Below are 1,141 nucleotides of genomic sequence, written 5' to 3'. Positions count from 1 at the left end.
AACACCCAACTCCAAATTTTCCTTCACAGTTAATCCTGGAACAATCCGTCTATCTTCTGGAACGTAAGCCAAGCCTAAGTGGTAGCGCTCATGCGCCGCCAGATCTAAGAAGGAGCTACCATCAATCGAGGCTTTACCTTCTCTTTTTGAAAGAAGGCCCATTAGAGACCGAAGGGTAGTAGTTTTGCCGGCACCATTGCGACCCATTAAGGTAACGATTTCCCCTTTGTTCACTTCCAAAGATACGCCTTGCAGAACATGGCTACGGTCGTACCAGGCATTTAAATTTTCTACACGTAACATATAAGAACCCTCGAAGAACCTTCGTTAACCTTGACCTAGGTACACGCGTCGTACCTCTGCATTATTTTGTATTTCTTCTGGAGTGCCTTCGGCTAAAAACTCACCATGATGTAAAACAATGATTCGCTTACATAAACCCATGATGAGTTTCATCTTATGCTCAACTAAAATAACCGTTCTCTCATCCGCTAGTGTGCGAATGAGATCCATCATTACGAGCGTTTCTTCAGGAGACATGCCAGCGGTTGGTTCATCTAACAATAGAAGACTCGGGTTGCAGGCAAGGGCCATAGCAATCTCCAAAGCACGTTGCTGACCGTGAGCTAAGTCACCCGTTTTTTTATTTCTTAGATGCTCTAAGTTCACGCGACGCAAAAGCTGGTCTGCAAGTTCAATTGGCCCTGGGTAACTTTGGGCATTACGCAAAAAGTTGTAGCGTGCTGTTTCCATTTGTGCAGCAACGCGGACATTTTCATGAACCGTTAACTGCTTAAACACGTTGGTAATTTGAAAACTCTTAGAGATACCAATGCGGGCAAATTCGTATTGCTGCATGCCGGTAATATCTTTGCCATTAAACAAGATTTGCCCGCTCGAAGGAGGGAAGGCGCCACTTAGGACGTTAAAGAATGTACTCTTGCCAGCACCATTTGGCCCAATGATTGCTGTAAGCGACCCAGGCATAAAGGTGGTCGATACATTCTGCAAGGCTTTGAATTTCCCAAAGCTCTTACTCACATTACGAGCCTCAAGGATGGGGGTTTGGTTTGAGCTACTCATTATTTCGAATCCTGATTGAGGTTTAGCTTGCTCAAGATGGTTCCCCAGATTCCCTTGG

The 1,141-nt window shown here is 45.1% G+C and carries 2 protein-coding genes; both read right to left on the bottom strand.

The genetic code is table 11. The features are described 5' to 3' along the window. A partial coding sequence (locus tag B7Y67_RS18825; RefSeq protein ID WP_293599937.1) for an ATP-binding cassette domain-containing protein occupies positions 1–303 on the bottom strand: 303 nt, incomplete at its 3' end. Positions 304–327: 24 nt separating this feature from the next. Further along, positions 328–1,083 (bottom strand): ABC transporter ATP-binding protein, encoded by a 756-nt coding sequence (locus tag B7Y67_RS18820; RefSeq protein ID WP_215301152.1) that lies wholly within the window; start codon positions 1,081–1,083, stop codon positions 328–330. Between the last annotated feature and the right edge of the window lie 58 nt (positions 1,084–1,141).

It is taken from the genome of Polynucleobacter sp. 35-46-11, from assembly GCF_002281105.1.
The sequence above is the reverse complement of the archived record's forward strand: the minus strand, read 5'-3'. Positions and strand labels throughout refer to the sequence as shown.

Bases quoted from the DNA above. Each gene is read 5' to 3' on its own strand.
- B7Y67_RS18820 (WP_215301152.1), bottom strand. From the start codon at position 1,083: ATGAGTAGCTCAAACCAAACCCCCATCCTTGAGGCTCGTAATGTGAGT.